The organism is Acinetobacter sp. (genome assembly GCF_050285345.1).
GTDB lineage: Bacteria > Pseudomonadota > Gammaproteobacteria > Pseudomonadales > Moraxellaceae > Acinetobacter.
This window is the reverse complement of sequence record NZ_JBLZXR010000060.1, coordinates 18,458-43,654: the sequence shown is the minus strand read 5'-3', so window position 1 is coordinate 43,654 and position 25,197 is coordinate 18,458. Positions and strand designations below refer to the sequence as shown.

General features: G+C 39.3%; 24 protein-coding genes and 1 tRNA gene. 11 read left to right on the top strand and 14 right to left on the bottom strand.

Going from position 1 to position 25,197, the window contains the following annotated elements; all coding sequences use genetic code 11:
- The first annotated feature begins 357 nt into the window (after positions 1-357).
- Positions 358-433 (top strand) — tRNA-Asn (locus ACN6OV_RS05690).
- A 58-nt stretch (positions 434-491) separates the two neighbouring features.
- On the top strand, positions 492-935 hold the full coding sequence (locus ACN6OV_RS05685; RefSeq protein ID WP_427950574.1) for a DUF2726 domain-containing protein: 444 nt from the start codon (positions 492-494) through the stop codon (positions 933-935).
- 160 nt (positions 936-1,095) lie between these two features.
- Here ACN6OV_RS05685 and ACN6OV_RS05680 read toward each other — a convergent pair whose 3' ends face one another.
- From ACN6OV_RS05680 to glnA, 6 genes are all read right to left on the bottom strand, one after another.
- Positions 1,096-1,371 carry a hypothetical protein gene (locus tag ACN6OV_RS05680; protein WP_427950582.1) on the bottom strand — a complete coding sequence of 92 codons (276 nt, stop codon included), beginning with the start codon at positions 1,369-1,371 and terminating at the stop codon, positions 1,096-1,098.
- Positions 1,372-1,523: 152 nt separating this feature from the next.
- A complete protein-coding gene (locus ACN6OV_RS05675; RefSeq protein ID WP_427950571.1) occupies positions 1,524-2,774 on the bottom strand; it encodes an alpha/beta hydrolase family protein in 1,251 nt (416 codons plus the stop codon).
- 111 nt (positions 2,775-2,885) lie between these two features.
- On the bottom strand, positions 2,886-3,767 hold the full coding sequence (gene ubiA, locus ACN6OV_RS05670; RefSeq protein WP_427950568.1) for a 4-hydroxybenzoate octaprenyltransferase: 882 nt from the start codon (positions 3,765-3,767) through the stop codon (positions 2,886-2,888).
- A 24-nt stretch (positions 3,768-3,791) separates the two neighbouring features.
- Positions 3,792-4,274, bottom strand: coding sequence for a chorismate--pyruvate lyase family protein (locus tag ACN6OV_RS05665; protein ID WP_427950565.1), 483 nt, complete (start codon positions 4,272-4,274; stop codon positions 3,792-3,794).
- 217 nt (positions 4,275-4,491) lie between these two features.
- Positions 4,492-4,767 (bottom strand): hypothetical protein, encoded by a 276-nt coding sequence (locus ACN6OV_RS05660; protein ID WP_427950562.1) that lies wholly within the window; start codon positions 4,765-4,767, stop codon positions 4,492-4,494.
- A gap of 233 nt (positions 4,768-5,000) precedes the next feature.
- Complete coding sequence (gene glnA, locus ACN6OV_RS05655; protein ID WP_427950559.1) at positions 5,001-6,416, bottom strand: type I glutamate--ammonia ligase; 1,416 nt, start codon at positions 6,414-6,416, stop codon at positions 5,001-5,003.
- A gap of 886 nt (positions 6,417-7,302) precedes the next feature.
- Here glnA and ACN6OV_RS05650 point away from each other — a divergent pair.
- From ACN6OV_RS05650 to ACN6OV_RS05625, 6 genes are all read left to right on the top strand, one after another.
- Positions 7,303-7,887: an anthranilate synthase component II gene (locus tag ACN6OV_RS05650; protein ID WP_427950557.1), complete on the top strand. Its 585-nt coding sequence runs from the start codon at positions 7,303-7,305 to the stop codon at positions 7,885-7,887.
- A 17-nt stretch (positions 7,888-7,904) separates the two neighbouring features.
- Positions 7,905-8,951, top strand: a complete 1,047-nt coding sequence (trpD, locus tag ACN6OV_RS05645; RefSeq protein ID WP_427950554.1) for an anthranilate phosphoribosyltransferase — start codon at positions 7,905-7,907, stop codon at positions 8,949-8,951.
- Between the two features lie 16 nt (positions 8,952-8,967).
- A complete protein-coding gene (trpC, locus tag ACN6OV_RS05640; protein ID WP_427950551.1) occupies positions 8,968-9,774 on the top strand; it encodes an indole-3-glycerol phosphate synthase TrpC in 807 nt (268 codons plus the stop codon).
- 255 nt (positions 9,775-10,029) lie between these two features.
- Entirely contained in the window at positions 10,030-10,719 is a 690-nt protein-coding gene (locus ACN6OV_RS05635; RefSeq protein WP_427950549.1) for a Smr/MutS family protein, read from the top strand.
- Between the two features lie 95 nt (positions 10,720-10,814).
- Positions 10,815-11,363: a GTP cyclohydrolase I FolE gene (folE, locus tag ACN6OV_RS05630; RefSeq protein ID WP_427950579.1), complete on the top strand. Its 549-nt coding sequence runs from the start codon at positions 10,815-10,817 to the stop codon at positions 11,361-11,363.
- A 110-nt stretch (positions 11,364-11,473) separates the two neighbouring features.
- A complete protein-coding gene (locus tag ACN6OV_RS05625) occupies positions 11,474-11,830 on the top strand; it encodes a cupin domain-containing protein (protein WP_427950546.1) in 357 nt (118 codons plus the stop codon).
- Between the two features lie 65 nt (positions 11,831-11,895).
- On the opposite strand, the gene ACN6OV_RS05620 is transcribed toward ACN6OV_RS05625, so the two are convergent.
- The 5 genes from ACN6OV_RS05620 to hemE form a co-directional block, all read right to left on the bottom strand.
- Positions 11,896-13,272 (bottom strand): diguanylate cyclase, encoded by a 1,377-nt coding sequence (locus ACN6OV_RS05620; protein WP_427950543.1) that lies wholly within the window; start codon positions 13,270-13,272, stop codon positions 11,896-11,898.
- Between the two features lie 103 nt (positions 13,273-13,375).
- Positions 13,376-15,289: a DUF4105 domain-containing protein gene (locus ACN6OV_RS05615; RefSeq protein ID WP_427950540.1), complete on the bottom strand. Its 1,914-nt coding sequence runs from the start codon at positions 15,287-15,289 to the stop codon at positions 13,376-13,378.
- A gap of 80 nt (positions 15,290-15,369) precedes the next feature.
- The gene (locus ACN6OV_RS05610) at positions 15,370-15,840 is read right to left on the bottom strand and encodes a DUF3015 family protein (RefSeq protein ID WP_180003204.1); all 471 of its coding nucleotides are present in this window, start codon (positions 15,838-15,840) and stop codon (positions 15,370-15,372) included.
- 130 nt (positions 15,841-15,970) lie between these two features.
- Complete coding sequence (locus tag ACN6OV_RS05605; protein WP_427950576.1) at positions 15,971-16,774, bottom strand: DUF817 family protein; 804 nt, start codon at positions 16,772-16,774, stop codon at positions 15,971-15,973.
- Between the two features lie 36 nt (positions 16,775-16,810).
- Complete coding sequence (gene hemE / locus ACN6OV_RS05600) at positions 16,811-17,881, bottom strand: uroporphyrinogen decarboxylase (RefSeq protein ID WP_427950537.1); 1,071 nt, start codon at positions 17,879-17,881, stop codon at positions 16,811-16,813.
- Between the two features lie 199 nt (positions 17,882-18,080).
- Here hemE and ACN6OV_RS05595 point away from each other — a divergent pair, with 199 nt between their 5' ends.
- The 3 genes from ACN6OV_RS05595 to ACN6OV_RS05585 all read left to right on the top strand — a co-directional run bounded on the left by ACN6OV_RS05595 (position 18,081) and on the right by ACN6OV_RS05585 (position 21,824).
- Entirely contained in the window at positions 18,081-19,295 is a 1,215-nt protein-coding gene (locus tag ACN6OV_RS05595) for a L,D-transpeptidase family protein (protein WP_427950535.1), read from the top strand.
- 475 nt (positions 19,296-19,770) lie between these two features.
- Complete coding sequence (locus ACN6OV_RS05590; protein ID WP_427950532.1) at positions 19,771-20,466, top strand: pirin family protein; 696 nt, start codon at positions 19,771-19,773, stop codon at positions 20,464-20,466.
- Positions 20,467-21,092: 626 nt separating this feature from the next.
- Positions 21,093-21,824, top strand: a complete 732-nt coding sequence (locus ACN6OV_RS05585) for a Fic family protein (protein WP_427950530.1) — start codon at positions 21,093-21,095, stop codon at positions 21,822-21,824.
- A 96-nt stretch (positions 21,825-21,920) separates the two neighbouring features.
- Here ACN6OV_RS05585 and ACN6OV_RS05580 read toward each other — a convergent pair whose 3' ends face one another.
- Genes ACN6OV_RS05580 through ACN6OV_RS05570 form a run of 3 tightly spaced genes read right to left on the bottom strand, consistent with a single transcriptional unit; the run spans position 21,921 to position 25,187 of the window.
- Entirely contained in the window at positions 21,921-23,135 is a 1,215-nt protein-coding gene (locus tag ACN6OV_RS05580; RefSeq protein WP_427950527.1) for a DcaP family trimeric outer membrane transporter, read from the bottom strand.
- Positions 23,136-23,181: 46 nt separating this feature from the next.
- Entirely contained in the window at positions 23,182-24,123 is a 942-nt protein-coding gene (locus ACN6OV_RS05575) for a DUF4116 domain-containing protein (RefSeq protein ID WP_427950525.1), read from the bottom strand.
- Between the two features lie 32 nt (positions 24,124-24,155).
- Positions 24,156-25,187, bottom strand: a complete 1,032-nt coding sequence (locus ACN6OV_RS05570; protein ID WP_171501362.1) for an AbrB family transcriptional regulator — start codon at positions 25,185-25,187, stop codon at positions 24,156-24,158.
- Positions 25,188-25,197: the final 10 nt, after the last annotated feature.

The following is a 25,197-nucleotide window of genomic DNA, read 5'->3' as shown; positions in this document are numbered from 1 at the left end:
CTCAGTCGGTAGAGCGACGGACTGTTAATCCGCAGGTCCCTGGTTCGAGCCCAGGTTGGAGAGCCAAATTCTAAAAAGCCCACTCATTACGAAGTGGGCTTTTTTTTATGCCTTAAAAATTTTCTCAATGTAAATTATGTCTTTAGCAATTACCCTCACCTTCTTTTATAAGGTCGTTTTAGCAGCTCATATAAATAAGGCTTTAAACAATCTGAATAATCGCTCCTTTAAGGCCACCCCTAAAAATACGCTTTAGATCAAACATGTTTATTTTTAATGCATTCAATGCAAATTTATGAGTTTTTTACAATTGTGACTTGACCTTACTGCATTTGCCCCATAGAATGCCACTCAGATTCTCCAATAGCTCAGTCGGTAGAGCGACGGACTGTTAATCCGCAGGTCCCTGGTTCGAGCCCAGGTTGGAGAGCCAAATACCTAAAAGCCCACGCATGATGACGTGGGCTTTTTTCATATATGTAGTTATTTCTGTGTTTGATCTAAATCAGTTTATTTTCTTTATTATTGGCTGTATGGCAACTTTAGCGCTTGCCTGCTTAGTTTTCCCTCGCCTCTTTCGTCGTAAACAGAAATTTTTCCCTCGTCGTGTCATCACTGCTTTTGAAAGTAAAATGTTTCATCGACTGAATGAAGCATTTCCTGATTATCATGTTTTGGCACAAGTGGCTTTTAGTGCATTAATTACCAATCAAAATTATAAAATTCGCAATCGGTTTAATCGCAAAGTGACCGACTTTGTCATCCTCGACCAAGCCTACAATGTCTTGGTGATTATTGAGCTGGATGATCCGAGTCATATCGGAAAGGAAATGGAAGATGCAGAGCGTGATGCAATGCTTGAGGAAGCGGGTTATCGCATATTACGCTACACCAATATCCCAAGCATTAGTACATTAAGACATGATGTAGATTAAAGAATTTTCATCTCATCTATAGCTGATTACTTAACTCTTCAGTACACCAAAGACCTTAAAGAATCGAATTTTACAGGTATTTTTACGTGCTGATATTTTTAGAATTTAGCTATACTTAATACGAAATTTAGACTCTGTGAAAATTATTCCGTACTTAAAATTAAAACCCTTGCGCTTTTTGTGTTGCCAATACCTCTGATACCGCCTGATCTGCTTCGGCAGCAATGTCTTCATCTGCTTTAGCTTTTTTGGCTGTTTCCTTTGCTTTAATTTTTTCAATCATTTCTGCTTGCTGTTGTTTATATTTTTCTTGGTTTTTCGCATCACTATTAACCGCTAGGAAAGCCATACTGACCAAGAAAACTGGAATGAGTAAACCTAATGACATCAGGATAATCATTTTTTTCGTATTCGGTTTTGACTTCACTTTAGACATAAATATTTTCAACCATTCACACAAAAACTCGCCGCCCAATATACGCAAGTCCCGCGCACTATTCCACTCCAATTCAAATCGACATAAATTCAACTCATACACACTTAAAAAACCTTAGAACAAGCTAAGGTTTTTTAAATAGATATGGTCATTTATTTAGTAGCAGGCATATGCTCTTTAATGAAATCTACAAGCATTTGATTACGCTGTACAATTGCTTGTGTATGCGTTGCACCTTCAACCAACTCAAAGGTCACATCTGTATTCAAATTCTTTTTTAAATTCTCAGCAAGCGCTTGTGTCACTTGGTATGGCACAGCTGCATCTAATTTCCCTTGAATAATTAAAACCGGTTTATCAAGATGTCTTGTTGCAGGCTGATTAACTGTTAAGAATTTAGAGATCGTTGGGTTCTCCAGAAAATTAGCCGTTAATCCTGGGTAGTCAGCCGCAGTTTTACCCGGATTACTGGCAATAAAGCTATTAATGTCATTTTCAAATTCAGCCATCAATGGCTCAAGACATAGGCCATTTTCTCCAGTACTCCCTTCTGCTCTTGCCACCCAAGGTTGAGAACGTTGTTCAAAAATTGCATTCGCATCAAATCTAGGCTCATAAGCTTTAATACCTACAGCAACATATGCTGCATAAGCTAACAACTCTGAATAAACTTTAGCAGCCGTTCCTTTTGCAACACCGCTATCGGGTATATTTTCAGCCGCTGCTAATTGCGCAATTGCCGGTGGTGCAATCTCAGAAATAATGTAACCTAAACTCGAAGCCGGTGCTCCTGCTACTGCACCTTTATAATGACGATCACCATTAGCAAATTCTGCTGTACCAAGTGAAGCATGCCCGCCTTGTGACTGACCGACAGACATCCAATCCCCTTGCATATTAACACCGAGGTGTTGCTGTAAAGCTTTCACTGCATATTGTGCAGACTTGGCTGCACTTTCAAGATTCAAGTAAGGATGGATACCCGCTGTACCTAAGCCCTCATAATCAGGTGCAACGATAACATAACCTTCTTTAAGCAAACTCTCCGCCATTGCTTTAAATCGCGGGTTAAGTGCATTTATACTTGGTGCACAGCTATCACCACTTCCCACCGTACCATGTTCCCAAACCACTACTCGCCATCCATCTGCCGGTTGAGGTACATTAGGGTAAAAAACCATTGCCGTTGCTTTTGCCGTTTTTCCCAATACGTTTGGCATGCGATAAGTCATAACACGCACTTTACTTGCATCAGAAATTGTATCTTTGTCATATGCAACATCCGAAACATAATGCTGCGTAAACCCGAATCCCGAGTGATCATCATTATCACCACAGGCTGATAAAAATAAAACTGATGAACATAAAACTGTAATCAAACTTTTCTTCAAATACTTTTGCATAATTGATTTCCTTTCTTGTTATTACGTTTTATCTCACACGAGATCTGTATAAATTAAGCACAAAAAAAAGCACCCGAATAGGATGCTTTGTTTCAAATTATATTTTTCAGATTAAAGGTTTAATGCCATAACAATACCGACAAATATCATGAGTCCGACCCAACGATTATGACGAAATGCCCAAAAGCAGCGCTGTGGATCACGATCATGAGTTTTACGCCATTGATAAATAAAATCTGCCGCAACACAAAGTAATGCGATCAATCCAAATGGAAAGAGTAAATTTTCTAAATACAGCGCCGTACCAATTAAAAGAATACTGCCCGCTTGTAATAAAGCGATAATCTCGATATCGAAACGACCAAATAGAATCGCTGTTGATTTCACCCCAATTTTTAAATCATATTCACGGTCGGTAATGGCATATTGCGTATCATAGGCAACCGTCCAGGCCAAATTACCAAAGTAAAGCAACCAGCACGTTAAATCCAACGGATGTCCAACCGCGGTATATGCCATTGGAATAGACCATGAAAATGCAGCACCCAAAAACACTTGTGGCAAGTGGGTATAGCGTTTCATAAACGGATAAATAAAGGCTAAAAATAAGGCGCCAAATGAACAATAAAAGGTTTCGATCGGCAGAAAAAACAGCATACTAGCACTGAGCGCGACCAAAAACAGAAATACATAAATTGCTTCTTTAGAACTGATAACCCCTGTTGCTAAAGGACGGTTTTTTGTTCTTTCTACAGCACCATCCACTTTACGATCAGCAAAATCATTAATTGCACAACCGGCAGCACGCATACAGATTGTTCCAATAATCATTGGAATTAAAATCCCCAACGCTGGCGCACCTTGATTCGCAATCCATAAGGCCCACATGGTCGGCCAAAACACCAACTCTGTACCAATAGGCTTATCAAAACGACATAAATAGTAATATGCTTCCAAGCGTTCACGCCAAGAAATTTGCTGCACCGTTGTCATGCCAATCCTTATCCCGAATCTGAGTTACGCTAGTTGTATAAACTGTTCAAAAGCAGGTAAAAACGTTTCCTGCACAATAAACTTACAACCATGCCAAGTATAGCAGCTCTGCCGTGTCCAACCATCTTCCAACCACAATACACGGCGCTCACACGCTGGGTTGGTACGTTGAAATAAGAACCAACCAATTGGTTTTTTACCAATATGCTTATAAATACGTGCGCGAGATTGCAAGCTCAAAATCGGAAATATACTTTTCGCCTTTACCCACGGCTCTGCCTCACAGCCAAATAAAAAGCTTTCTCGTACCCAAGAGGTATGATGATGGGGCATTTTCATCCACTTGGCATCGAGATATAAAAGGCGCTGAAAGTGTTCTTTTTGCGGTGTTACTTGAAATTCGCCACCGGCTAAATCTGTCAATTGCTGAGTTAAAGAACCTGACGCATACAGCCATTTTTTTAATTCTTCTGGAATGGTTTTTGGTTGACTGTGTGTGCTCTGCATGTCCCTCGCCTTATAAACTCAGCAATGATGTTGATGATCAGGTGTTAGGATTATACACATGGCAGATTAACTTTGACGGGCCAATTTGCATCAAGCCCATCATCAGATTCAGTTTTTTAGAATTATTCTGTTTATTTCAAAGCGACTTAATTCAACCAAAGCCTGAAAATTGCACATACTATAAAGTCATATCAACAAGCATCATATAATTGAATAGTTAAGCATTATCCGTTTTTGCAATCACTTCAAATTTACCTTGTGGTGTTTTAACCAGTACCAAACCTTCTGCACTGATATAAAAGCTTTGAGGATAATCAAAATCCAAAGCCAATTCTGGATTTTTCAATGCGACAAATTCAACTTGTTTATACCCCTCCACAGTACGTCCCACTTCAACATAAGTCACTTCAGAGAAGTTTAATTTAAATCCTTTGTTATGATCTTGGGGATCAATCCAAGGGAAAAAACCTGTATGTTTTTTTCGCTGCGCCATCTTAATTTACTGACCTATAAAATATGAGCTCAATCATACAAAAAAACCCGCACAAGGCGGTAATGCTGATCAGTTAAGGAATTTTAGGTTATTTTTTAACTCAAAATTCCTTATGTTTGAATTTAAATTGAGCTAAATTTACGTCTTATCGACCTTGTTTTTAACTTTTAAATCCTTAACTGACTGGCATTAGCACAAGGCGGGTCTTTTTTACAGTGTAATGCTGTTCAGAATTACAAGCTGTAGTACATATCAAATTCAACTGGGTGAGTCGTTGTATTTAAACGACGAACTTCTTCAGTTTTCACTTCGATATATGCATCAAGCATATCTTTAGTGAATACACCACCTTTAAGAAGGTAGTCATGATCCGCTTCAAGTGCTTCAAGCGCCATTTCTAGGCTATGAGCAACTGTTGGGATTTTTGCTTCTTCTTCAGGAGGAAGATCGTACAGGTTCTTGTCAGCAGCTTCACCTGGGTGAATTTTATTTTGAATACCGTCAAGACCGGCCATCAATAATGCTGCGAAACCTAAGTACGGGTTCATCATTGGATCAGGGAAACGTGCTTCGATACGTTTACCTTTAGGGCTAGAAACGTAAGGAATACGGATAGAAGCCGAACGGTTACGTGCTGAATAAGCAAGCATGATCGGTGCTTCGTAGTGTGGCACTAAACGTTTGTACGAGTTGGTAGATGGGTTTGTGATTGCGTTCAATGAACGAGCATGTTTGATGATACCACCGATGAAATACAATGCTGTTTCTGAAAGGCCTGCATACTCATCACCAGCGAACAAGTTCTTACCATCTTTAGAGATTGATACGTGAACGTGCATACCAGAACCATTATCACCTACCATTGGTTTTGGCATAAAAGTCGCAGTTTTAGCGTATTGGTGAGCGACGTTCCAAACTGCATATTTAAACTGTTGAACTTCGTCAGCTTTACGAACCATGGTATTAAAGCTTACACCGATTTCAAGCTGGCAAGATGCAACTTCGTGGTGATGAACTTCTACACGGCCTGGGCCCATGATGTCTTCGATTTTTGCACACATTTCTGCACGCATATCTTGTGAAGAATCAACTGGTGGTACTGGGAAATAACCGCCTTTAACACGTGGACGGTGACCAGAGTTACCTGCTTCGTAGTCTTTACCTGTAGACCAAGCAGCTTCCTCAGCGATTAATGTATGGCGCGCGCCAGACATATCGATGTCCCATTTCACTTCGTCAAATACAAAGAATTCTGGTTCCGGACCAAAGAAAGCAGTATCACCGATACCTGTTGATTTTAAGTACTCTTCTGCACGGCGAGCGATAGAGCGTGGGTCACGGTCATAACCTTGACCAGTTGATGGTTCAATTACGTCACAAGTTACAACAACTGTAGCTTCAGCAAAGAACGGGTCAAGGAAGCAAGTTTCAGCATCCGGGCGAAGGATCATGTCTGATGCTTCGATACCTTTCCAACCAGCAATTGACGAACCGTCAAACATTTTGCCGTCTTCAAATGTATCTTCGTCGATTGTATCTGCAGGGTAAGTTACGTGTTGCTCTTTACCCTTAGTATCCGTAAAACGAAAATCGACCCATTTTGCGCCACTTTCTTGGATGAGTTGAAGGACCTTGTTCGCCATGCTCATTTTGCTCCGATGATTTTTTTGTGCACACTGAAGTGCGTGTTAGTAGTTGGTAGTTATTAAGCAATTACCGTACCAACTTTTAAAAGCAAAGTTAAAATATTGAATTCCTTATCAGAATAGAAGATTTCAGCCCATTACTTTGTGACTATTATACTGCGTGTCACGGTAAATGCACCATATTCGAACACTGTTCATCATTTTTGTTTTAAAAGATTTTTCACAGGTGTACCAAAATGGTGCACTTAAATTTCATCTATAATGAGATACCCTAAATAAGAGGCTTTTTCTTTTACTGCCCAACTTCTACACTGTATTTTTTTAATATGAATGAATTTTTATAAAATATAATGATTTAGCTTTTTATCTCTTGGTCATATTCACCTTGATTATACATATAACACTCAAAACCATATTTTTATTATGGATTAACGACAGTATGTAACATAAGTAAAATTAACTTAAATGTCGATTATTTAGCCTTTAAACTCTCATTATCTATCTGCCCCATTTTGGTGATTTCGCTTCAAAATAGATCATTCTGTAAGATTAATCACAAAACTTACTTTTAAATAGCGACAAACATTGAGTAATTTTAATTTTTAAATGTTGCTATTTTCACCACTTAAACCACAAAGACTGTCATTGTTCAATTTAAATCCAGAATTTTAAAGCTAAAAATCTACATCTCTAAAAAATAACAGAATAAGCTTATGCAAAATTGTTCAGCAGAAAATGTTTATTGTTTGCTATGATTGCTTGAATTCTAAGTTTTCGGTATTTGCTGATGCAAATTTACGGAGCATTATTCAAATACTGAAAATTCATCAGAATTAATTCATTTTTTAAAAGCACAGTTAAGTGCAAAATTTCAAAGGTTAATACGCTCATGCTTTTGATGATCGACAACTATGACTCTTTTACCTACAACATCGTCCAGTATTTTGGCGAGTTAGATCAGGAAGTAAAAGTAGTACGTAATGATGCCGTGACATTGGAGGATATTGAGCGATGGCAACCGAAGTACTTAGTCATTGGTCCCGGCCCTTGTTCACCTTCTGAGGCAGGTATTTCAATCCCTGCCATTCAGCACTTCGCAGGTAAGATTCCATTACTTGGCGTATGTCTTGGGCATCAAGCGATTGGTCAAGCTTTTGGGGGCGATATTATTCGTGCCAAAAAAGTTATGCACGGTCGTTTATCGGACATGTATCACAGCGATACCGGCATATTTAGCAACCTTCCATCTCCATTCGCAGCGACGCGCTATCACTCTTTGGTGATTGATCAAGCGACATTGCCAGAATGCTTGGAAGTGACGTGCTGGACCAATGAAGAAGATGGTTCGATGGAAGAGATTATGGGGATTAAACATAAGACATTGCCGGTTGAAGGCGTGCAGTTCCACCCCGAATCAATTCTCAGTGAACATGGTCACCAAATCTTCAAGAACTTCTTAGAAATTTACGCTTAATCGAGTGCAAGAAAATTATGAATATTCAACAAGCTTTAAATAACATCACCAAAAATATTGAACTCACTCAACCTCAAATGGAAGAAGTGATGCGTACCATCATGAGTGGTGAAGCATCTGATGCCCAAATTGGCGCATTTATGATAGGCTTACGCTTAAAAGGTGAAAGTATTGATGAAATTACCGCTGCCGCGCGTGTCATGCGCGAGTTTGCGATTAAAATTGATGTCAGTGACCTCCCCCATTTAATTGATATTGTTGGTACAGGCGGTGACGGTCAAAACCTCTTTAACGTCTCAACCGCTTCAAGTTTTGTCATTGCTGCCGCTGGTGCAACCATTGCCAAACATGGTGGTCGTGGTGTGTCATCGAAATCAGGTTCTTCTGATTTACTTGAACAAGCCGGCATTAACCTTGATCTCAACATGGAACAAACTGAACGTTGTATCCGCGAAATGGGGGTTGGCTTCTTATTTGCACCTAATCACCACAAAGCCATGAAATATGCGGCTGGTCCACGTAAAGAACTAGGTTTTCGTAGTATTTTCAACTTACTTGGCCCGCTTACGAATCCGGCTGGGGTAAAACGTTTTGTGATTGGGGTATTTTCGACTGAACTTTGCCGCCCAATTGCTGAAGTATTAAAACAACTCGGTGCTGAACATGCCATGGTGGTGCACTCTAAAGATGGTTTAGATGAAATCAGCCTAGCATCTAGCACCCATGTTGCCGAACTTAAAGATGGTGAAGTGACTGAGTGGGAAATTCAGCCTGAGGCAGTCGATATCGAGTCGCAAACTTTAACAGGTCTAGCGATTGATAGCGCTGCTGAAAGTTTGGCCTTAATTAAAGATGCTTTAGGCAAGAAAAAATCTGCCAAAGGTGAAAAAGCCGCGAACATGATTGCACTGAATGCAGGCGCAGGTATTTATGTCTCTGGTTTAACCAGTAACTATAAACAAGGGGTTGCCCTTGCACACGACATTATCTATGGTGGTCAAGCACTGGAGAAAATGGGTGTATTGTCAGAATTCACCAAAACTTTAAAAGAATACGAAGCTTAAGATTAGGATTTAGATCATGGTAGATATCGCAAATACAATTTTAGGTAAAATTGTAGATCGTAAACAGGAAGAGTTTGCTATTCGCCTTAAGCAACGTAGCTATAAAGATGTGGAAGAACTTGCTCAGGCTGCAACACCCGTACGTGGTTTTGCTCAATCGGTACAAAGTAAACGACCGGGTGTAATTGCCGAAATTAAAAAAGCCTCTCCATCGAAAGGTGTGATTCGTGAAAACTTCAACCCTGCGGAAATTGCACAGCAATACCAAGACGCTGGCGCAGCATGTTTATCAGTTTTAACCGATGTGGATTTTTTCCAAGGTGCGGATGAAAACATCCAAATTGCACGTTCAAATTGTGACTTACCTGCCCTGCGTAAAGATTTTCTGATTGATCCTTATGGCGTGATTGAAGCACGTGCATTACATGCGGATTGTATTTTGCTGATTGTGGCATGTTTATCAGATCAACAATTGGAAGAAATGTCGAAAACAGCATTTGAGCATAATTTAGATGTTTTAGTTGAAGTGCATGACGAAGACGAACTTGAGCGTGCGTTACGTCTATCAGACCGCTGCTTATTGGGTGTAAATAACCGTAATTTAAAAACCTTTGATGTGGATTTAAATACATCATTACGTTTGAAAAAACTACTTGAACCTTCTCGCTTACTGATCACTGAAAGTGGGATTGCCACACCTGCCGATGTCGCGATGATGCAAGAACATGACATTCATGCCTTCTTGGTTGGCGAAAGTTTTATGAAGCAGCCACGTCCTGATCAAGCTTTTAAAGAATTGTTTGGTGTACCTCAAACTATTTAATCCTTTAAAAAGCCCAATTAAAATAATTGGGCTTTTTATAATCACGAGATAGATTTTAAAATCCACCCAAGACTTTAAATAAAAAAGTTAATTATTTCGAATACTTATATCTAGTTTAAAAAATACATCTAAGCGCAACGACACCAAGCTTGCAAATAGTTTTATAGCATTTGACATTAATCCAATTCAGTTCAAATCCTTATCATTTCAAGCTATAATTGTCCTAAATTTTTGCATCTTTTCCGTTTATTCATTATGAGCAAACACGATTCTTCGCTTTCAAAAGACCAGTACAACCTACTGAAATCTTTTAAAAAGCAAATTACGAATCCACATTCCTCAAATATTGCCAAACAGCCAGAGCCAAAACCAAAGACTGTTGAGCAAGAGCAGGAAGACGACTTCGCATTATTCCAAAAGCAAATGCAAGGTGTTCAAAAAATGGATACCGGCAATATCGCCAAAATGGATAAAGCGAGCCGTAAAAAGCCAGATGCGCAGACTCTAGCGAAACGTGCCGCAGCCATTGGACCAATGGAAACTGATGATGCCTTGTTGTCTGATACTCAAGCCATGCTCAACCCTGTGGCTAGTCAAGCGACCTTGAGTTATCGCATTGCGACCTTACAGCACAAAGTATTTGAAGATTTAAAAGCCGGAAATTTACGTTGGTTTGAAGCGGTCGATCTACATGGTTGTACCGTGGAAGAAGCACGCTCTGCGGTTTTACAAATCATTCAAATGGCAAAAGATGCTAATCAGAACGTACTTAAAATTGTCCATGGCAAAGGCCCTGAAGCAATTTTAAAAACTTATGTCAACAGCTGGCTGCGTCAACATCGTGACGTACTGGCTTTTGTCAGCGCCCCTGAAAAACAAGGGGGAACTGGTGCAGTGCTTGTACTTTTAAAACGTGCGGAAAAGAACCCAAAGTTTAATCAATAATCGGATTTTTCTCCAAAAGAAGGCATTGTAATAGTTTTCTGCTACAATGCCGTCCTTGTTCAATCTCTCAGTGTAAGTGAACACTTCTTATGTCTATGCAGCAATCCTACGCAAATATCCTAACTGCCGTTGGCGAAGATCTGAATCGCCCAGGTCTTCAAGATACGCCGATGCGTGCTGCTAAAGCTTTTTCATATCTCACTTCGGGTTATAGTCAAACCCTTGAAGAAGTCACCAACAGTGCAGTTTTCCCATCAGATAACCGTGAGATGGTTTTAGTTAAAAATATTGAATTTTATTCTTTATGTGAACATCATCTCTTGCCATTTCATGGCCGTGTGCATATCGCTTATTTGCCTGAAGGCAATGTATTGGGTTTATCTAAATTTGCCCGTATTACCGAAATGTTTGCACGCCGCTTGCAAATTCAAGAAAATTTAACCCAGCAAATTGCTGAGGCAGTTGCAGAAGTCACTAGTGCTCGCGGTGTTGCTGTGGTTATTGATTCAGCCCATATGTGTATGATGATGCGCGGTGTTGGAAAGCAAGAATCGACCACTCGTACAGTATCTTTTACCGGTGACTTTAAAACCAATAAAGAAGAGCGCCGTGAATTCCTAAGTGCTGTCCCTGAAAGTTATTAATTTAATTTTTAGAAAAAATGCCTCAACAGATTGAGGCATTTTTATTTGTGCTGCAATGTACAGCAAAATATTTATTCTATATTTTAACGCTTCAATTTTCAGGATGATATATGTCTCAGATATTTTTAGCGGGTCAAGGTCTTACTCAGGCTGAAGTAAGTATTGATTACCCTCGCCCTGATCGATTAGTTCAAGGCAATCCAAAACGCGAAACCCAAAGCCTGTACGCTCATCCCAATATGGACTGTGGTATTTGGCAATGTGAAGTGGGTGCTTGGAATATTCAGTTTGCAGCGAATAAACAGGAATTTTTTACTATCATTGAGGGTTTGGTACGAATTCACGACCAAGCTGGAGATTATATTGAAGTTACGGCAGGCAATGCAGGTGTCATTCCACCCGGTTTTACTGGAACATTTGAAGTGGTTGAAGCTGTTAAAAAATACTATGTGGTGGTCGAAGTCTAATTTTATACAGCGATAAAACAGATAAAAAACTCCCTGCTACGGGAGTTTTTTATTGCTGAACTAAATTAAACGCTGGATAAATGTTTAGTCACTTGGATGCAATTTCGTCCATTATTCTTCGCAGCATAGAGTGCATGATCTGCGGCATCGAGGAAGCGCTGATAATCTGGATGTCCATCATATAGTACACAGCCAACACTCACCGTGAAATTAAACTGCTGCCCTTGAGCAGTACGAATCAGCCCTTTTTCAATATAGCTACGTACATTCTCTGCAATACTCATGGCACGAACTAAATCGGTATCGACCAATAACAGTAAAAATTCCTCTCCACCAATCCGGAAAGCATAATCACTGCCCTTACTATAACGTTGCAACGCCTCTGCGATAAATTTAAGAGCTGAATCCCCTGCCGCATGACCAAACTTATCATTAATATTTTTAAAATAGTCTGCATCAAAGGCCAATAGAGATAATGGTGCTTGATTTTGGCGCGCAAAGTTAATCTCACGCGACACAATGGTATTTAAATAACGACGATTGAGGAGCTGCGTCAGTGAATCATTGCCCGATTCAATATATTCAGCAACTTGGAATAATTGATCGACCAAATGTTGAATCTCACGGTTTAACTCACGAATCTGTTGGATGAGATCCTGAAGGTAATCTTTGTCCGTAATTATCATGGTTTGTTCAGTTAACGCATCGACTTGGTAAATTCGATCAATCACCAACTGAACTTGATCTGAACCAGAGAATGCATAAGCTGCCTTATGAATAAACCACAGCCCAAATTCCGATTTGGAAAACATCGGATGATAAAACTCAGAATTACCTGAAAAGATTTTAAACATTAGTTCATTTTCCCAGTCGAGTAATGAACCACGTTGTTTATCTTTATGCACCGCAACATCTTGCATGGCAGAAAACAGGCGATAATTATGTTTTATTTCTTGGCTTTTTTCTGTATTGAACTCATAGGAACGGCACATAATTTCCGTACTCAAGCCCATAATCTGCACAATATAACTGCACACCAACAGACTACTTTGTGTCAAATCCTGCTGTAAAAGTTCAAACATTTTACGTTGAATTTCACGTACACCGCGCATAATGAACCAAGACGGAATGCCTACTCTTGCATGAACCAAGCCCACTTTTTGTTGACGTTTTACAGACTGCTCAAACTGTAAATTTAACGCAACTTCAAATGTTTCAAGCAACCATTTACGTAAGGTATCAATTAATCTTTTTTGAATGATATCGTCTTTAAAAAAATGCGCAGCCTCAGGCTCTTTCAGCATTTGTTCATAAAAAATAGTGACCAAGGTTTCAACATGCGCTTGTATAAAACGCAACGCTGCGAGATGCTCAGTTTCATCATATTGATCACAAATATTCTTCCAAGTCTGGGTCAGACCTGTAATACATTCTTGATTCATCGGAAAATTTTACCGCAGCGATACATAGCTAGAATGATAACTCTCTTTAATCAAATTAATATATTTATTTAATTGATATTTCCATTTTTCACCAACTTTAAAATCAATAGAAATAAATATAGCTGAATTTAAATTGATCCCAATTCTTGGCATCTTGCTGTTGATATTCATAGCCTAGACGTAGCGCATTTTGCTGATTCAGTACATATTGCAGCTGACCATCAAACTTTAAATTCCATTGATGTGAATCCTCCCAATAAGGCAATTCCACCTGTACCAAACTATTGATTCGATCTGACCAGATATTCTGACAGCCCAATGTCGGTCCCACGCCTACACGCCATCCTTTATTCAAAGCTTGTCCAGCTTGTACCTGCATTTGCGATTGCACATAACATAGATGGGTACGTTGTTGATTAGCCCAGCTATAACCCGTTTGTGCTTTTAATTCAGCAACACCATGCTGCTCAGTCTCACTAAACTGCCCATCATCGACAGATTCTTGTTGCCAACCAAAGTTAAAACCCCAAGTCAGAGGTGTTTTAAATGGCGTAATTGGGTTATATGAATTGACCGATAAAAAGTCAAAATGATTTAGCTTAAATTCATCATCACGATATTGAACCGATCCATTCCAAAACATCAGTTGAGTGCCAATTCGAAAGCCACCTTGTGGATCAATCAGATCATGATAGGCTTCTCGATGACCAAGTTCGATATATTTTTCGCCTTGTACTTCGCCCACGGTCGCAGAAAAAGTTCGGGCATGATGCCCTTGTATTGGGTCAAGTCTAGGCTGTGTTGGCGCTACACGCTGTTTAGGTAGCTCAGATTGACTACGTAATGCCAATATTTGACGTAGTTTAGGCTGTGCCTCTTCTGCTGAAACTTTTCGCCCAATCAGTTGTAAATACAAATGATCATAGGCCATTTCAAGAATTTTGGCACGATCCACGTCATTAAATGTCGCAACTTCATGCAACATTTGCGTTGCATCCATTTCAGTAATTCGGCGTGCTTCTTTCGCCAAGCGATAGCCATGCTGTTGTGCCTGTGAAAGTAGCTGCGTTTCCAATGCAGGACGATAGACCGCTTCTTTGATTAAACCTTGTTTCTCAACCTCTTTGATCGTTTCCACAGGAATCGATGCCACTGAAAATTGTTGTTTTAAATTGGATGAAGGACGAACTAAATCAATTAAACCCAAGAGGCGGTAAGCACAGTTATCACTGACGAAATAATAAGGAAAGCTTACATTTTGCATTTCCCAGATATGTTTGACGAGAAAACTGGTTTCTTGCTCAGTTAATGTTAATTCATACTCCCACAAGTCACGGCTCTCAAAATCACCATATTCTTTAACCTTGCGGTAATACGGCATAAGTGAATATTCCCCGGGATATTGCCCCGTGAGACCTTTCCACGCATAGGACCAATTGTCCTCACCTGCCACTGTTGCCGCATAGTTAATTGCATAAGAAACCAAATTTAGTTCTTTTTGATCTTTGGGATCGAGACGCAATAAAGTATGCCCAAACATCGAACTTGGATTGCCCATAAAGTCCGTGGCATAAATTAATGTTGCTTTATATGGCTTAATTTTACCAAACCATTCATCCAGTTCAGGACATTCAACTTTCGGAAGCTGTTGATTGGAAATATTGAGTTGCTGCATGAGCCACTGACTACGCGCAGGAAAACGGCAACGGAATGCCTGATTCGACTCGCCTCGCTGAAACAATGCCTGAATGTCAGCATCCATTTCTGCTTGTAAATCTTGTTGACCATTTTCTGCTAGAAAATAGCCGCGATACGCCACTTCACTTTGTCCTTTATTATCCGCGTACATCAAGCGTTGCCAACTGATATGTTGTGCCAAATTTTGTGCATGTGCACGATCGATATATGTTTTTACAACCGATGAAGTTGTCACCGCTGAATTTATATGAACCGTATCGAATTGTGCAAAAGCGGCACTCGGGATAATAAAGGTACAAAATAAAGCAAGGAATTTCATTTCGTTATATTCAGATCCATCTCTATACAATTTTAGATAATAAAAAACCCTGCCGACTGACAGGGTTCTTTTCACAGCACTTAAACGTATGCTTTAAGTACTTCATCTTTCGCCATTACATTTTGTAATGAAGCAAGAACTTGAAGTGAAGATTGGTTTTCAGCTGAATAGATTTCAGCAAAATTTGCTTTAGATACCGCAAAGAAACGTGCTTTATCTGTAGATTGGATATTTAAAAGTTCTGCAAGTACGTTCAGGCTTTCACCTTGACCCACCGCCATATCACGTGCAAGAGATTCAGCATTTTCATTGGTAAATGTTACTGCTTGCGCTGTTACAGTACCTGTACCGCTACAACCTAGCGTACCAAAGGTAATACCCAATAATTGGTTCGTGAAAATACCGTTCGTTGTTGCCGCTAAAATTTTAGGAATTTTACCAGACTGACCTGCCCACACCTGTGAACCAACACCACAACCCACATCACGGTCAGCAAAAGCTGCTGTAGAACCGAGTGCAACAACAGCAACCAAAGCTAATTTTTTCAACATAGCATTTCTCCAGGAAGTTTTATTCCATTGTTTTTAATTCTTAAAACATATGTAACTATTATTACACTTCCGTAGAGTAACTTGATCTTTCAAATAAGGCAAAACCTTTTGGTTAAAAAATAACGCGTATTTATGGGTTGTTTTTTAGTTGCCATTTCCCACTTTCATCCCGTTGTCCAAGGATCTTAAGTACTAGAACCAAGCTCAACAATAACAGTAAATACCATGAACCCAATTTACCCCACCCCACCATATGCCAAGCATCGACTTGACTTGGATACAGCCAAATTTTGTAAAAGGTACTGATATTTTCAGCAACCCAAATAATAAAAGCCAGAAGCAATAATACCGGCAACATTGGCAACTGAATCACATGATTTTGCAACTGAAAACGCAACTGAGTTTTCCAAAAAATCACCACACTCCATGCAAATAACAGCAGACGAATATCTGGTATAAAAAACTTCGTCATAAAGTTAAAGTAAGACAAAACTGCAAGCGCCAGCATATTGGCAAAGCTTGGAAGCCTTGAAAAAGAAACTTGATATAAGCGCAATGAGCGCGCAAAAAAACTACCAACGGCAGAATACATAAAGCCTGCAAATAAAGGCACCGTTAATATTTTAAATACCGCCGGCTGCGGGTACTGCCACGAAGCAATCGCCGGATGAGTGAGAAAAATTTCCATTCCCATAGCAAGAAGATGAAATAGTGCAATAACTTTAGCTTCTGCCCAAGATTCCAATTTCAAATATAGCAAACAGATTTGAATGATCAGTGCATAAAACAACAAATAGTCATAGCGAAAGAAGCCGAAATATTCATCACTTCCCATGGATGCGGTTACAGCAAAAGCAATCAGCAGTAATATCCCAAATAAGGCAGCCGAAGCTGCCTTATAAGAGAACTCAAAACATGATTTTAAAATCGTGATCACGGTTGAATCCTAAACCTATTTTCCTACAACGTTTTACAAATACTTGGCACTGTACTCATGTACCGTATCAATAAAGGCTTTCGGATTAGCAGGATCAACCCACTGAGTAATACCATGCCCGAGGTTGGCGATATAACCCGTTTTTTCACCATTGGCGTAGGCATCATCCAGCATTGCACGTGTGGCTTTGGCAATGGCATCAGGTGAACCATACAATGTTGCAGGGTCTAAGTTACCTTGCAATGCAGCACGGCCATTCACCGTTTGGCGTGCAACATTTAAAGATGTGGTCCAATCTAAACCAAAGGCATCGGCACCTGTTGCAATCATTGGTTCAAGCCATTGACCACCACCTTTGGTAAATAAAATAACCGGAATCTTACGGCCATCTTTTTCACGCTGTAAGCCTGCGACAATTTTTTGCATATAGTTGAGCGAGAACTCAATATATTCACGATGCGCTAATGCGCCGCCCCAACTATCAAAAATTTGAACGGCTTGAGCACCCGCATCAATTTGCGCATTTAGGTATTCGGTCACCGCCACAGCCAAACGGTCTAATAAGGCATGCAAAACTTCAGGCTGTGCATACATCATTTGTTTGGTAAAACGGAAATCCTTACTTGAACCACCTTCAACCATATAGGTTGCCAAGGTCCACGGACTGCCCGAGAAACCAATCAACGGAACCTGACCACCGAGCGCCGAACGAATCGTACTCACGGCATTCATCACATAATCCAAATCTGACTTGGCATTGAATTTTGGTAAATTCGCTACATCTTGTTCAGTTCGAATCGTTTTATGAAATTTTGGCCCTTCGCCGACTTCAAAATACAGACCTAAACCCAATGCATCTGGAATCGTCAAAATATCTGAAAATAAAATTGCGGCATCCAACTCATAACGACGCAAAGGTTGCACGGTAACTTCACATGCAAGTTCTGTATTTTTACACAGTGATAGAAAATCACCGGCTTTCGCACGAGTGTCACGATACTCAGGTAAATAACGGCCGGCCTGACGCATCATCCAAACCGGAGTCGTATCTACCGGTTCACGTAATAAGGCACGCAAGAAACGATCATTTTTTAAGGTCGTCATTCACTTTCCCAACTCTATTCGACATTGGCATCATCATATCAAAAAGGTTGTAAATATAATAACTTCTCAATGATTTAAAAACCGATCATGTTTAATAACAAAAATGATATTTACACAAAACAACTACTGCATCTCCACTTTTTTTCTGTAATACTTAGGTAGTTTTTAATACAGTAAATGAATAATTAGGTTGAATTACATGTTCGTTCGCACCATGCTCGCCCTGAGCCTAAGTTGCATATTTGCTGGTACAGCTATTGCCGCATCTACTGCTGAACAACCATTAACACCAACAAAAGTGACTAATGTTGCTATTCAGGATCCGATTGATCCTCTCGCAACAGAAGCATCCGCTGCAACAATCCAGATTAGTGCTCAAGAACAAGAAGATCTTAATCAAGCATCTCAAACTTTAGACACGCTGCAAAAAACTGAAGACGTGAAAGCGGATATTGGTGCTGCACCAACGACTCCAACTACGACCACTACAACAGCACCTACTGGTAAAGTGACTTGGCGTCTTAGTGATCTGAACAGTGTTCAATGGTATGACAATATTGGTAAAGGCCAGTTTCCAATTTATGCACGTGCGCACGTGATGCTCAATAATGCACACGCTTCACCAGGTGCAATTGACGGTACTAGTGGTAAAAACACCTTAAAGGCCATTGCATCATTCCAACAAATGAATGCACTGAAACCGACAGGTACATTAACCAAAGAAACTTGGGATGCTTTAATTGCAAAACAAGGTTCTAAACCGGCTTTTATTGAATATACAGTGACTGAAGCAGACCTAAAAGGTCCGTATGCTGCGTCAATTCCACGTGACTATGCCCTACAATCAAAAATGAAAGGCTTGTACTACACACGTGTCAGTGAAATGTTGGCTGAAAAGTTCCATATGGATGAAGACTTTATGAAAAAGTTAAATCCAAATGCAACATTCAAAAAAGCTGGGGAAAAAATTATCGTTGCCAATATTCGCAATGAAGTCCCTGAAGATATTCATCTTATTGTTGCACACAAAGGCGCGAAACAACTTTACTTGTTCAACAGTCGTAACCAAATGATTGCTTCATTCCCTGCGACGATTGGTAGTGCGGATACTCCATCTCCAACTGGGACTTATAAAGTGACAGGTGTAGCGCCAAACCCTTGGTACAGCTATTCACCGTCGAACTTTATTCAAGGCAACAACAAAAAACCATTGTCTTTACCACCAGGCCCGAACGGCCCTGTCGGAAATATCTGGATCGGTTTAAGTAAAAAATCATTCGGTATTCATGGTACTCCAAACCCATCTGCGATCTCTAAAACAGCGTCTCACGGTTGTATCCGTTTAACCAACTGGGATGCGAACGACTTGGGTAAAAAAGTAAAATCTGGTGTGACGGTTAAATTCTTAGAATGATGATTTAATCTCATCTTTCGGAGGTGTTTTAGCTGATTACTAAAGCACCTTTTTTTATATCCAAAATAATCCATAATCCACTGTTTTTATTATCTTAATTCACATAATTATCACTTCATAATTAAACATAATTCTTGAACTACGCTATATGCATCTTGTCCAAATACCAGAACCAAGCAGGTGCCTAGAAGATTATTGGGTTTTCCATGATAAAGCCGCTGCTAAGAATGTTCACTGGGGAAATCATTGGTTACAACAACCAAAACTGTATGCGACTTTTTTTTAAAAGTATATTCCGATGGAACATCTTATCAATGGCCAGATTTTCGAAAACGCTATTGTGATTTAAGCTGAGCTAGAATTTTCAATTGAATCATTGCAAAAATGGAACGTTCCATTGCTTATTTTTTATTTTTAATATCATTTTAAAACATTAAAATAACTTCAAGTTAAAAAATAATACAGGAGCAACGCCATGAATGCTTTTTTACATCCAAGTGAAAATCGTGGTCACGTGAACATGGGGTGGCTTGAATCGAAACACAGCTTTTCATTTGGCAATTGGTATGATCCCAACTATATGGGAGTGAGCGCATTACGTGTCATTAATGAGGACCGTGTTGCTGCACATGAAGGTTTTGGTCAGCACCCACATGACAACATGGAAATTTTGACTTGTGTACTCAAAGGCACAGTGACCCATAAAGATAGTATGGGCAACCATGGTGGTATTTCTGCGGGTGAATGGCAGCTCATGAGCGCAGGAACCGGTATTCGCCATAGTGAGATGAACGAAGGCGATGAAGATGTGCATTTCCTACAAATTTGGATTATCCCGAATGAACGGGATGCGGAGCCAACCTATCAACAAATTAAATGTGATCCACGTGAACAACCGGATCAATGGCATTTAATTGTTGGGCCAAATGACAATGCACTGATGCATCTTCGTCAACAAGCAGAAGTGAAAACTGCTTTCATCCACAAAGGTCAATCTTTAACGGTTGAAGCAACACAGCATATTAACTATGTGCATGTCATGTCAGGCTCAGTGCAAATTGCGGAGCATCAAATTGAAGCAGGTGGTGCGATTGCCTTTTTAGAAACGAGCCGAATCGAAGCATTGGAAGATGCACAAGTGATTTGGTTTGACTTACCCGAAGTAAAATAAACTGAACATCAAAGCCTCACAGATGTGGTAATGCCAGTCAGTTAAGGATTTAAAAGTTAAAAATAAGGTCGATAAGATGTAAATTTAGCTCAATTTAAATTCAAACATAAGGAGTTTTGGGTCAAAAAATAACCTAAACTTCCTTAACCGATCAGCATTACACAGATGTGAGGGCTTTTTTATAGCTATCTAATTGGTGACGATTGAAATTCGACTGAACATTTGCTTCTTTGAGATGTTTTCTTTTTTTATATAAAGCTATGCCCAAATACCGTGAACTATTATTTATGGGATATGAAATATTCAAATAAATGCGAGTGAGGAAAATAATTATCCAGTTATTAATAATGGTGCGCTCAGCGCGCACTAGAAACCATCAGTAGACTATTGATAGTATTTAACTTTTTATACTTAAAGATTTTATTTACCGTATTAAATACCGTAAAAACTCTAATCAGATGTATGACATCAAATGCTTAATGATTTTATTTCCCACATACATGATTTAGATCTATCTCATTATTCTATCATATTCAATCTCTCACATATGAGATGTTATATCATTACGTTTTTGGATGCTCCTTTTTTCATGTATCATTAGTTAATTAACATTCAGGGTTCAGGGCATGTTTGAAAGTATTGATGATTTAAAGAAAAAATTAGATCAGCATCGTCCTCTTTCTCCTGCAATTGTAAAAAATTTACAAGAAGATCTTATTGTCCGTTGGACATATCACTCGAATGCAATTGAAGGCAATACACTTACATTGCTTGAAACAAAAGTTGTTTTAGAAGGCATAACCGTTGGTGGCAAAGCCTTACGCGAGCACTTCGAAGCGATCAATCATAGAAATGCGATTTACTATGTTGAAGATATTATTCGGAAAGAGGAGTCTTTTTCTGAATGGCAAATTCGTAATATCCATCAGCTTATCTTAAAGAATATTGATGATGATAATGCTGGACGTTATCGTCAGCAAAATGTCCTGATATCAGGTGCTACGTCTACCCCGCCTGATTACACGTTATTAAATGACAAGATGGCTCAACTCGTAGACTGGTATAATAGTGAAGCACATAAACTACATCCAATTGAACGTGCAGCCAAAGTACATGCTGATTTTGTTGGCATTCATCCATTCATTGACGGCAATGGTCTCACATCACGTCTTTTGATGAATCTTGAACTATTAAAAGCAGGCTATCCGCCTTGTGTGATTACAGTAGAAAATCGTTTGGCTTACTATGAGGCTCTTGATCAATGGATGGCATATGAAAAGACTGAAGCTTTTATTCAATTGGTTTCGGATGCAGTAATAGAAGGATTTAAACCCTATCAAGTTGTTCTAGATCTCTAAAATAAAAATTAGCTTATACGATAATATCAGACATATGGACAAGGAAAAGCCCTTGCCCATATTCAATTTAATTAATCTTTTAGTTCATATCAATGTCTAAAAATCATATTTCGCCATCATTTCTAGACGGCTATCTTCGCCTTCTCGATCATTAACAGTATTACGCTTACCATAGACATATTCCACACCCAAAGTCAGCGGTTTATAAGGTTTGTACATCATATTGATCCAGCCTTGTTGTAGCTTTTTATTGGCAGTGTCATTGTTCTTCTCATAAATTAGAGCACCATAACCCAAAGTACTTCTCAGCTTTTCATTAAAATGGTAGGTTGTACCCACTTGAAATGCATTATAATCAATTAGTTCAATATCATTTCCCTCTTGGATATAACGTCGATTATCTGAAGTTGCCAACAATATTTTATTATCTCCGGATACATGTGAGTAATTGGTATTTAATAATAAGGATGGGGTAAATTTATAACGCAGGCCCAACGCAGCCCCCCAACCCAACTCTGTTTTATCATCAATATCACGTAGACGTACTTCCTGCAGCAGCCCCCGCGCAGTGATTAAACCATCTCCTTCGGCAAAGTCATACTTCACCTTGCCTGCAAGTAACGGCAGACGATTCTCATCATTGCCTTTTTCCAGACTTAAGAAATACATGGTCTCTGCATTAATCGGCTGAGAGTAACGTACCATCGGATTACGGGTAGTCCCACCGCCTAAAGCGGTATTAAAGTCCAGCATTTCTGGTGCTGTCTCGGTTGATAAGAAGGTTGACGTCGTCTGACCAATCAGCCAGCGGTCATAACTTAAATAAACATGACGGAGACGCACCGTATCCTTATTCTCGCCGCCACGAAAATCGACTTCAATTTTACCTTTCAGTGACTTTTCATCTAAAGGCGTACTAAAATCCAAACCAATGCGAGTCGTGGTTAGCGTGCTATCAAAACGGTCTTCAGTTGCTCTTTTATCAGCTGCGTCCTCTAATGCAACAGTATGCGGGCTATTAAAAATCCCCTTTGCACCTTCAAATTGATACGCCATGTCGGCACGGATAAAGCCGTATAAGTTGACAGTTGCCCCTGATTTCGATTGCCAGTTTTTAAACGATGTTGACGGTTGAGTTACAGGTGCTTGGCTTTCTGGTTGTACAGCATTTGTTTGTTTTAAAAGTGCTTTTAACTCGGCCACTTCTGATTTTAACTGCTGTATTTCTGCTCGTGTCACCTGTTCAGCGTGTGTGCCTGTAGCATATAAACTTGCGAATAAAATAGCGTAACTTAGATGTTTAATTTTCATGTCTGTCCTTTTTAATTGATATCCATATTGCATTTCAATGTTGTTTTTAAATCCCACCTCCATACATCCCAATAAATTGATTTTTTAGGTTTTCGTTCAAATATTTCTTATTAATAAAATGAATTGCGTGTTTTGATTTAGACAAGGCAAATAGACATAAGCTTTCTTTGGGCTGTTTCAATACAGCAATGGCTTCATAATCCAGTGAAATAGCAAGTTTGCATAAATATTCTGATGGATCTTGAATATATTTAATTGAGGTTGGATTCAGTTGGATAGCATAGGCCAAAAGATTTTCATTGGGATTTTTTAAGAATTTAATCACTGCTGTATTTAGATGAATCGCATATTTCCATAAGTTTTCGAGCTCGTCCCCAATGTATTGAATAACATAAGGTCTCTTTTTAATGGCATATTTGAGCATAGTAATACTGGGCTGATGAATATAGCGAATCGCTTCAGCATTAGATCGAATGGCTTGTTCACAAATTCGCTCTGTTTGATGATGAATGTACTGCAAGGTTTTGCCATCATTTTTCACAGCAATGAGACAGATTTCTTCTGTTTTATCTTGAACATAGCGTATTGCATACGGGTTATTTTTAACCGCCAATTTACAAAGCTGTTCAGTTTGCTGACGTATATACTTCAATGCAAAGCCATTTTGTTGCACTGCTGCCATACACATCTCTAAGGTTGGTGCCTCAATATATCGAATAGCTAAACCTTCATTTTTTAAGGCTTTTAGGCAGATTAACTCCGTGCGTTCATGAACATATTTGAGTAAATCACCACAATTCGAAACAGCGAGGAGGCACATTTCTTCATTTTGATACTGTGCATATTTTAATGCTCGTGGATTATTCTTAATGGCTTCAAAACATATTTCTTCATCTTGGTTCGAAATAAACTTTAAAAATAATCCGTCTTTTTTGATGTTATATAAACTGTCTGCATAAGAAATTCTCTCATAAACACTGCTATTCATGCATGGCTCCACTGATCTAATCCAAGCAACATCTAAAAAAATAATTTTTTACTTAATCTGTAAAAAATCCGTGTGGTGAGAATGACAAAAATGAGTCGAGATAATTGAAATGCCACGATAATCGGCACTGACAAACCTAAAACTTTGGCCATTAATGACATTTCCGCGATACCTCCCGGGGACAACCCTAACAGCAATACTTTTGCATCAACTGAAACGAACTGAACGAGTGAAATCACCAGAAAAATAGACAGTAAAAGGGCAATAAAATTAAAGAGGAGTGTAAAAAATAAGAACTTTTGATTGTTTTTTAAAAAACTAAACGGAAATTTACTGCCTAAGGACCAGCCAATACACAATTGCCCAAAAGCAATAAACCATGCGGGAAAGCTTTGGTTGAGTAGCTCAAAATAGGACAGCATTCCTACTAAAAACAGGGGGCCTAAAATCCAAGCATTGAGTACATTTAAAGCATCAGATAGCTTTGCCACCACCAATGCGATAATAAAGAGTAAAACTGTAGAGAAAACTGAAATATTGAGTACAGGTTGTGTTGGCACAGACCATGTCACATCAAAGTAAAGTCCCATAAATATCGGCACCAAAACCACCAGAATCACAATTCTCAGACTGTGTGAAGCAGCGACTTTATCGACTTGTGCCTGATGTTTTTCAGCAATATTCACCATTTCACTGGCGCTACCAATCGCAGAGGCAAACCACGCAGTAGCCCAATCTAATTGATTTACTTTGTATTGAAGTAATGCCAAAGCCAAACTCAACACCATTGACCACAAAATACCAAATACAATAAACATCCAATAGATGGATAAGGCATTCATTAATGCAGGACTGAAATACAGTCCCAATACCATTCCGATAATCACTTGCCCCGTCATACGCCAACGTGGATGACACGGATTTGAAATGCCGAAACTTCCTATCAGGAGGGTAATAAGCAAGGGGCCGAGTAGCCATGGCAAAGGGAGTTTTATCCAAACTGCAAGCCATGCACCGACAAAAGCTATTGCCAATCCTTTGGCATTTAACATTATATTTTTCATACTCTTCACC